The sequence below is a fragment of the candidate division Zixibacteria bacterium HGW-Zixibacteria-1 genome (genome assembly GCA_002838945.1).
Lineage (GTDB): Bacteria > Zixibacteria > MSB-5A5 > GN15 > PGXB01 > PGXB01.
In genome coordinates this window covers 53,882-63,506 of the sequence record PGXB01000020.1, presented here as the reverse complement: position 1 = coordinate 63,506, position 9,625 = coordinate 53,882, and the positions used below count along the sequence as shown (strand labels likewise).

Genomic DNA, 9,625 nt, shown 5'->3' with positions numbered 1-9,625 from the left:
TCGAATCCCATTGCCGTCGCTTCATGACTGATCTCCTTTGTGAAATCAGCCACAAGATACTCTCTTAACAATCCTTGTCAATTAATGGGGAGCAGTATAAGGGACACCGCGATCTGAAACGTATCGCGTGGCACATTGTTACTACCATCCCCGAAATGGCCGAGCGGACAGGATTAAAGCTCGACGGTCCCAAAGCTGATGCCCCGATGCCCGATACGATCGAGGAAATCAGGGAAGCTTATGACGAGATCGCCACTTCTTTCGGCGAGCAAGTCGAAAAGGACTGGTCCGACGCCGACCTGATGAAAGAAGACGATATGTATGGCCAGCAGTGGAAACGGGCCAAGTCGCTTATGGTTATTATTGATCACGAAATTCACCACCGCGGGCAGATGACGGTCCTGATGCGCCAGGCCGGACTGAAGGTCCCCGGAACCTTTGGACCGTCCAAAGAGGAATGGGCCAATTACGGTGCTCCGCCGCCCGAAATATAGGGTTTCGGAAAGATTTTAAGACGGCTATTGTGCAGTTAAGTTGTTGAAAGATAATGATAAAGATGCCCGGAAGTAGAAACCTCCACAGGAATTAATTCTTCGGAAACATTTTGAGTATAAACTTTTGTTATAAACTGTCGAAAGTAAACTAAAATTATTTTCGATTTGCCGGGCAAAAATTGAAAATTTTGCTTGCAAATTCTGCAATTATTATTTTTTATCAGTCGCTGCCATCTGGCATAAATGACTTTGATGGAGGTTAAAAATGGTCTGCGAATTCTGTGGCGAAGAATTTGACGGCAAGGCCGTTAGACAGGCGGGACAGGTCTTCTGTTCTATCGAATGTGCCGACATGGCCGCCGAGGTGGGTTCGGATGATGAAGAATACTACGAAGAGGACGAACTTGATTTAAGTCCGACCGACGAAGAAGAAGTGTACTGATCCGATTTACCTGATAGTAAACAGATGATCTCCTTCCATAACGGAAGGAGATTTTTTTTATTCGCGGGAAATCTTTAATATTTCGTACTTGATGATACCGGCCGGGACCTTGACCTCCAATACATCACCGACCGCTTTACCAAGCAGAGCGGCGCCGATGGGGGACTTGATGGAGATAATATCATTGTCAAGATCTGTTTCTTCCTGCGGCGCAAGCGTATATTCGATTTCCTCGCCGTCATCAAGATCTTTGACCAGCACCTTGGCAAACAGGTAAGCTTTGTCGCTGGGAATATTATCAGTATTGATCGACTGGACCCGGCTGAGCTTGTCTTCCAGTTCGGCAATTTTTCTTTCGATATGCACCTGGGCCTCTTTGGCGGCGTGATACTCGGCATTTTCCGATAAATCGCCCATTTCTCTGGCCCGCTTTATTTCAGCGACGATCGTCGGGCGCTCCACCGTCTTCAACTGCTTGAGTTCCTGCTCAAGCTTTAGAAGCCCTTCTCTTGATAAAAAAATCGGTTGATTGTCCATATATCTTATATATACTGCATTTCCCGCCAAAAATCAACTTATCATATTATTCAATAGCAAAGAGCAGCCTTTACCGACTACACTGTTTGAACTGTCTTAAGTGTTTCCGAAAGCCATAATAGGTCCCAAGGGGTGACCGGCGTTCTTCACTCTTAATGCCAAAAGTACCTTCAACGAAGGTCGAAAAAAGGGTTTGAGAATTGCAAATGATGTTCCCGGCCGGGGTACTGTGAGCACCGCCTCAATCTCTAAATTATGGGTATTATAAAAACCGGCGATGGCGCCACTATTACCATACTGCTCATGTTATTTTCGAAAAATTTTCCGGGAAGGGGCGGGATATTTTTTCCCAAAATCATGGCGATCACACCATCCCTATAATCTTAAGTTGTTACTATTCAAGAGATTGTTGGCGGCCCTCAATTCGGCATCCGCTTTGCCATAACAGTTTGCGAGAATGGATTTTGAAAACATGGGAAGGTGAAAATGAGAAAGCTTTTATTACTGTCGTTTCTGGTTTTTATTCTGGTGGCTATAAACTGGTTTAAACCCGGTTTCTGCCAGACATTATCCGACCAGGAGTTACTTGAAAAGTACCGCGAATTCGGCCAGCAAAAAGGCGCCGCGGATAATTCTTACACTACTCCGGAAATCTTCGGTGACCAGCCGACTTCGGCCGGTCCCGCCGACAGCAGTTCAGAATTTATTTCGGGAGATCTTCCTGAAATGAAAGAAGCTCTCGGGGCAAAAGACAAGGAATTGAAGCCGTTTGGAAATGATTTATTCCTGACGCCGTCCGAACTGTCGCCGCCCTCAGAAGTGGCCGATTTGTCCGAGTACATTCTTGGCCCCGGCGACAATATTATTATTTACCTGTGGGGCAAAGTCGAAAAGGAATACAACCTGACGGTGGACCGGCAGGGCAAAGTGTTTATTCCGAAAGTCGGCGAAGTGGTCGTCTGGGGACAGGCCATGAGTGAATTCGAAAATAATGTCACCAAAAAGCTCCAAAATGTTTATACCGATTTTAAAGTGTCGGTGTCGCTTGGAAAAATACGCTCGATTCGCGTTTACCTCACCGGGGAGGTAAAAAAACCGGGAGCCTATACGGTCAGTTCGCTGACAACCCTGTTCAATGCGCTGTACCTGGCCGGCGGACCGAACGAACGCGGTTCCATGCGCAATATTCAGTTGATCCGCAATAATCGAATTGAAAGCAGACTCGATCTATACCAATTCCTGATAAAAGGTGACAGCCGCTGCGATGTTCGACTGGCCTCGGGTGATGCTATTTTTATTCCGGTTTCCGGGCCGAGAGTGTCAATTGACGGCGAAGTCAAACGCCCCGCCATCTATGAATTGATCGGAGGCGAAAAGGTCGGCAGTCTGCTTGAACTGGCGGGCGGACCAACCGCCGAAGCCTATCTCGATCGAATCATGCTGGACCGGATTTCTCCGGAAGACGAACGCCAGGTGATTGATTTGAATATGAATCAAAACAATGGCAATATCGATGATATGGAACTGGCCGACGGCGACGTTCTGACCGTTTTTTCAGTTTATGATATGAAACAAAATATTGTTTCGATTGCAGGGATGGTCAAACATCCGGGGCAATTCGAACGAACCGACTCCACGACCCTTAAAACGCTTGTCGATCGGGGGGAGTTGCTGCCTCAGGATGTTTTTCTCGGCCGGGCTAATCTGTTTCGCCGATACCCGGACCGCAGAATAGACATTATCCCGGTTGATCTGAATGAAGTTATGGCCGGGAGATATGATCTGGCTCTGCACGACCTCGATTCGCTGCATATATACAGTATCGATGAAGTAAAGCGCCGGGAATATGTTTATATCGACGGTGAAATAAAAAGGCCGGGGAAGTTCCTGCTATATGACAATATGACCGTATCCGACCTGATTTTTCTGGCCGGTGATTTCAATAAAAACGCCTATCAACTTGGCCTGGAAGTGGCCCGAACGGACAGTCTCGGGCGGGTTTCGTTGCTTAATATTGATCTATCCGATTCAGCCAGCCACTCATTTGCGCTCCATGAGGACGATCGGGTTTTTGTGCGCAAACTGCCCGACTGGTTCATGCATCGCATCGTTACCATCGAAGGCGAAGTGCAGTTTCCCGGTCAATATGCCCTGCGTTCGAAAAATGAGACACTCTATGAGCTGATACAGCGAGCCGGCGGTTTTACCGATAATGCTTTTCCCGGCGGGACGATCTTCAAGCGGCAATCGATTGCGGAAAATCTGGAAAGACAAAATGTCCCCGCCATAATAGCCAATTCCCAGCCTTTGAAGGAAGATTCGCTCGGCAACATCAGAAAAATCAACCTGGTTGATTTCAACCCGGATGGGGTTAACAGGATTATAATCGACATGGACAAGCTGTTCGCCACCGGCGGCAGCGAGGGCAATATCAAGCTCCAGCGGAATGACTATATTTATATTCCGGAGTCACCGACCGGCATCTCGGTTATGGGTGCGGTCGGCTCGAATGGAACCATCAGATATTTACCCGGAAAAAATGTCAAGTATTATGTGGAGCGAGCCGGAAATTTCACCAACCAGGCATACAAAAAAGGGACGCAGCTAATCAAGGCCGACGGTCAGGTTTTTGCCAAAGGCGGAACGCTGAAGAAAAAAGTCGAACTTGGCGACGTGATTGTAGTCCCGACAGAAATCAAGAAAGATCGCGACTGGTTGAAGGCCGCTTCCAGCACGATATCGATAATCGGAGGGATAGTAACCTCAGCGTTTGTTATTTCCCGACTGTGAGTAAATGAATTAACCCATTCTCACCTTCCAAGGTGCCGCCCGGTCATTAACCTTTCTCGCCGGGCGGCAATTTTTTTGCCGCGGAATATCCTTCTTATCAGGGCGGAAATATTTTCTGAAATTATGGTCGGTAATCCTCCAATCATACCTGATTTCGATAATTTGTCTCACTTAATATATTGTGATACAGCAACTTGCCGATTGTGTGCAAATCTTTTCCTCCCCGGCATCAACCTTGCAATTATCCACAATCAGGAAGGATGAGAATGAGAGGAAGAGATGAAACTCGATTTACATGTTCACACCAATCACTCGTTTGACGGGCGGATTGATGTCGAGACACTGTTGAAGACCGCCAAAGAAGCCGGTCTTGATGCTGTCGCCATAACCGACCATGACACCATGTCGGCGGTCGGCCTTACGAAAAAGAATTCAGGCGGGGTGACGGTCATACCCGGTATGGAAATCACGGCCGCAGGCGGTATGCATATAATCGGGCTGTTTTTGACCGATGAAATAGTCTCCCGCGAAATTGATGATGTCATTGATGAAATACATCAGCAGGGCGGCCTGGTGATGATTCCGCATCCGTACCGTCCCGGTACCGGCCTGATGGATATCAAGGAAGAGCGGGGCGAACTGAGTGGCGAGCAGGCGGCGCATATTTTATCCAAGGCCGACCTGATCGAGGCATTCAATTACCGCTGCCGGCCCGAAACCCTGATAAGTACCGATCGATTCCTGAGTTTTTATCCTGACATTGCCCAAACTTCCGGAAGCGACGCCCATTTCGATCATGAAATCGGCAAGGCTTATGTTGATCTGGAGAATGTCCAATCGAGTGCCCTTGATGACATAAAAGAGGCCCTGTTGTACTCGCCCCGGCTGCTTCGATATGAAGCATATACCGAGCAGGGGAAACCGGAAGCCAGAACGGCCAAAATCAAGGGTCGCAAAAAATCATTGATAATAAGAACGAGGGATCTGATCCCCCGTTATGTCCGAAAATCGATAGAGGCCATCTACCGGAAATCGTCAACGATGTTGCAGCCGGTAAGGAAAGATAAGATTTCTTCGGGATCAAAATGAGCTGATGGGAAGAACCTTAAACAGGAGCCGATGCCATGGAAGGTGTAAACGGCACAACGAGGGATTCAGAACGAAAAGCCAACCTTAAGGATCAAGTTCGATCGAACGGCCAGGTTGCAGAACATATTCACCGGCTCATCAGGAGCGACCGGTTCCATTTTATCTCCGAAAAATCAAATGATGATTTGAAAGAGCGTCTGGCTCGTTATTCCGGCCTGCCCGAAGAGTACCTTCGAATCTGCCCCGATTTCAACCGAGCCATAGACAATATCGTGCAGGCTCTTTGTCATCCCGGAAAACAGGTCATTATTTGCGGCCCGGATGAACATGGGCTGGTGCTGCGACTGGAAAATTATGGAATGGAAGTCATTTCACATCTGGGTGCAACACCTTTCAGCGCCGATGTGGATGGAATCCTGGGACTTATTTCAGACGACACCCGATTGATCTGTCTCGATCAGCCCAACGCTCTGACCGGCACAGTGTACAGCCGCTATGAAATTGAGATGCTGTTGAATGCCTCGAAAAATGTTTCTCTTTTACTCAACGAATCGTTCTACGAGTATTTCGGTTCGGATGCCGCCGGTCTTGCGGCAAGCTATGATAATCTGATAATTCTCAGAAATGTACAGGTATCGATTCCCGAGAATGAATTTTCGCTTAACTATATCCTGTCCGGCCACCGAACAATGTCGAGGCTGGAAAAATTTGCGGTCGAAGAGCCCCCGATGTTCATGAAGAAGCTGTCAGGTCCGGCAGTGCTGAACATCATGTCAAAAAGCGAAACTATGGCGGATAATATCCATGAGGCGATGATATATCTTTCGGTCAGGCTGTGCAGTCTGGGAATATCCTGTCGATTGACTCCGGCTGATTTTGTCATAGTCAGGGCGATCAATCCAGATGAAGTGGCTTCCGTTCTGAATGAAGCCGGTCTTAAGGCGCGATCATTGAGCCATTTGCCTCAACTTGAAAATTATTTGCAGATCACCGTCAGTGATGACGCCGCGGCACATGGCGCGGTCGATCTGCTTGAAAAAATGCCTCGGTATTATTTTAAGGAACGACCTTCCGGCCGGCAGCGCCTGACACTGCGACGGCCAACAGAACCGGGCGCGGAACAAATCGAGACGACCCAAGGGAATTTAACCGTTCAAAATCGGTGATGGAAACAGCGAGCCATGATACAGGAAAAACACATACCCCTCGACCGGATTAAAGATATGTCGGCTGAAGACGAAAATAGTCCTGAAGGGGTAAATTTAAAAGGGGTTGATTATTTTATGAATTTGACTGCAGATGATTGCAGTGAAAAGCCTGTACCAGCCCGACATCCTCGAACAAAGACATCCAAGAATCAGGCCGAAAGAGTTATTTTGAGCCGTTTTCGACTTGAATTAATCATTTACCGGTTGTCCGCAGTCGGTCTCATGATTTCGGTTTTTGCATTGATAAATATACAGGGCCAATCACCGCTCGGTACTCCGTACGGTCTGATGGCAGCCGGTGCAATGGCGGCAATTTATCTTCTGTCATCACTGCGGCTGCCGATACTGAATCTGGTTCCACTGAGACATCAGCGGACCGATTATCACCGTTTCTGGTCGCGGGAGCTAAGATTTGTATTGCTGGCGACATTTACGGTGTTTTTTGCAGGTATGGATCTTCCAGTCACTGCCTTCGGATTGTTTCTTGGCGTCAATCTGGCTGTTCAAATCGCCCTCTTCATTTTGTGGCGATGGTACAATCTTCGTGATTCCCGAATGCAGAACTTCAGACCGGCGTCAAAATCGGAAAAAAATGTAATCATTTTCGGAGCCGGCGAACGGGGGAAACGAGCGGCCGATATTTTTCTGAAATATCCCGATTTAAACATTCGTGTCCTCGGTTTTGTCGATTTTCATAAAAGCGGCCTCTGGCGGTATCGTGATGTCCCGCTGATGGGCCGGGTGGATCAACTCGATCGAATAATCAACAATAACCAGGTTGATGCGGTTATCATGGCGCCGGAACCCGAAGATTATCCGGCCAGCCAGGATGTTTTCGATCTTGTCGAAAATATGGGTGTCAATATTTATGTCCCGCCCTTCATCTATAACCGAAAAATATCGTCCTGCTGTGCCTCATCGATAAACGGGCAGTCGATGCTTCTTTATCAGCCGATCAAGCAGGGCGTGCCCGAAAAGATACTTAAAAATATTATGGATAAAGCCGGCGCCCTGGCCGGCCTGATTATTTCCGCGCCGATACTCCTGATCTCGATCATTGCCATCAAGCTTGACTCGCGCGGTCCGATTCTTTTCAAACAGAAACGCTCCGGCCTCAACGGCCGGGTGTTCGAAATGCTGAAACTTCGGACAATGGTCAATGATGCCGAACGGCAGAAGCATGAGTTGCAGCATCTGAATGAAATGACGGGGCCGGTGTTCAAGATAAAGGATGATCCGCGTGTCACGCGGGTTGGAAGAATCCTTCGGAAATTTTCCATCGATGAGTTTCCGCAATTCATAAATGTATTGAAGGGCGATATGTCCCTGGTCGGGCCGCGGCCGCCGCTTCCGGCGGAAGTTGCCCAGTATGAGCCGTGGCAGCGCCGCAGACTCTCGGTCAAGCCGGGCGCAACCTGCCTGTGGCAGATAAACGGCCGCAACCATATCGATTTCGAGGAATGGACAAGATTGGATCTGCAATATATAGACCAGTGGTCTTTGAAGGAAGATGCCCGGATTTTGCTGAAGACCCTGCCGGCGGTGCTTAGAGGCGACGGGGCCTCATGATTGCATCCAATCGGCATAGGACAGCCGATGAGATCAAAAAGAATATTAGCAATTTGGATAACTCTCTTTTTTGCATCTTTCCTTGATTCACCGGGAGCCGTCTTTCTCCCGGTGAATCAACCGGAATATCAATTTATTTATGATCTGAGCCGTCGCGCCGAAATTGCCGGCCGGCATCATGATTATTTCTTCAGCGTGGCGCCATATAACCTTGAAAAAGCGAATCCGAACTACCCGCTGTCAGGCTTGCTTTTCGGAACGGATAACAGCCATATCAGTACATTTGCCTTTTTTTCCGATGACTTCCGCTCCGCCAAAAATGAACGCGCCCGGAGCTATGAATCAATTCGGGGCGGTGTCATTGCCCGCCCGCATGATCGGATCTTTGTTTACACTAATTTCCTGCTTGATGAAAAGATGCATGGTGACCCCGGCTATACGGGCAAAAAATGGCGCGGTCTGGCCGGAGAAATCGAAAACAGCTTCATTGCATATAATGCCGGGAATCTTGATATTCTGCTTGGAAGATTCTCATCCTGTTGGGGCCCGGCCGCTCAATCGCTGATATTTTCATCGACGGCCCGGCCGATGGATGCCCTCAGCTTTCGCTTCCAATGGAAAAAAATTCTTTTTACTTATCAATTCGGCAAGTTGAGCCGCACCGATACTTCGGGCGCTTTCGATAACCGCTTTTTTGCCGGACATCGTATCGACTTCCGGCCGCTCGGCAATCTTCGGATCGGGCTTTTTGAAACAGTCGTGTTCGGCGGGCCGGGGCGGACCGTCGATCTGACATATTTAAATCCGATTATGTTCTATCATGCCGTGCAGTTAAACGAAAATGTCGATGATAACACTTTTCTCGGATTTGATTTCGACTGGTATATCAACAACCGTCATAAATTGTACGGGCAGTTGATGGTCGATGACATACAGGTGGATAATGAAGCGGTCGGCGATCAGGAGCCGGATGAAATCGGGTATCAGATCGGCTTTCATTCGATTGATCTATTCCGGCGTTTCGATATCCGGGTCGAGTATTTGAAAATCACCAACCGGACATACAACCAGAAACAGCCGCGCAATCGCTATGAAAACAGGGGAGCGCTGATAGGCCATGCTTTCGGCCCCGATGGCGACCGGCTGGAAGTGGCAATTACCCGCTGGTTTGGTATCGATCAGAGATGCTCGCTTGATTTATCTTATCAGCGCAAAGGCGAGGGCCGATATAACGATATCTGGACCGAGCCCTGGGAAGATTATAACGGCGACTACACCGAGCCGTTTCCGACGGGTGTGATCGAAAAACGTCTTAAATCATCATTGCAGGCAGCCGGTTTCTGCAAGGATCTCGCCTTTGTCAATTTTGAAGCGGGGCTGGAACATATCGAAAATTTCGACAATATATCAGGTGAAAACCGGACGGTCCCCTTTGTGAACCTGAGATTTTCACTCATTTTCCACCATCTTCTTAAAATCGATTGAGTCTTTACCGA

The 9,625-nt window shown here is 48.3% G+C and carries 7 protein-coding genes; 6 read left to right on the top strand and 1 reads right to left on the bottom strand.

All coding sequences use genetic code 11. From position 1 onward, the window contains the following. Positions 1-74: 74 nt before the first annotated feature. Positions 75-494, top strand: coding sequence for a hypothetical protein (locus CVT49_09195; GenBank protein PKK83366.1), 420 nt, complete (start codon positions 75-77; stop codon positions 492-494). A gap of 499 nt (positions 495-993) precedes the next feature. Here CVT49_09195 and CVT49_09190 read toward each other — a convergent pair whose 3' ends face one another. Beyond that, positions 994-1,473 (bottom strand): transcription elongation factor GreA, encoded by a 480-nt coding sequence (locus CVT49_09190; GenBank protein ID PKK83365.1) that lies wholly within the window; start codon positions 1,471-1,473, stop codon positions 994-996. Between the two features lie 486 nt (positions 1,474-1,959). Here CVT49_09190 and CVT49_09185 point away from each other — a divergent pair, with 486 nt between their 5' ends. From CVT49_09185 to CVT49_09165, 5 genes are all read left to right on the top strand, one after another. Beyond that, positions 1,960-4,263: a hypothetical protein gene (locus tag CVT49_09185; GenBank protein PKK83364.1), complete on the top strand. Its 2,304-nt coding sequence runs from the start codon at positions 1,960-1,962 to the stop codon at positions 4,261-4,263. Positions 4,264-4,542: 279 nt separating this feature from the next. After that, positions 4,543-5,352, top strand: coding sequence for a hypothetical protein (locus tag CVT49_09180; GenBank protein ID PKK83363.1), 810 nt, complete (start codon positions 4,543-4,545; stop codon positions 5,350-5,352). Positions 5,353-5,387: 35 nt separating this feature from the next. Further along, entirely contained in the window at positions 5,388-6,518 is a 1,131-nt protein-coding gene (locus CVT49_09175; GenBank protein ID PKK83362.1) for a hypothetical protein, read from the top strand. Between the two features lie 15 nt (positions 6,519-6,533). Further along, a complete protein-coding gene (locus CVT49_09170) occupies positions 6,534-8,129 on the top strand; it encodes a sugar transferase (GenBank protein PKK83361.1) in 1,596 nt (531 codons plus the stop codon). Then, positions 8,130-9,614: a hypothetical protein gene (locus CVT49_09165; protein PKK83360.1), complete on the top strand. Its 1,485-nt coding sequence runs from the start codon at positions 8,130-8,132 to the stop codon at positions 9,612-9,614. It abuts the gene before it with no gap. Positions 9,615-9,625 lie beyond the last annotated feature (11 nt).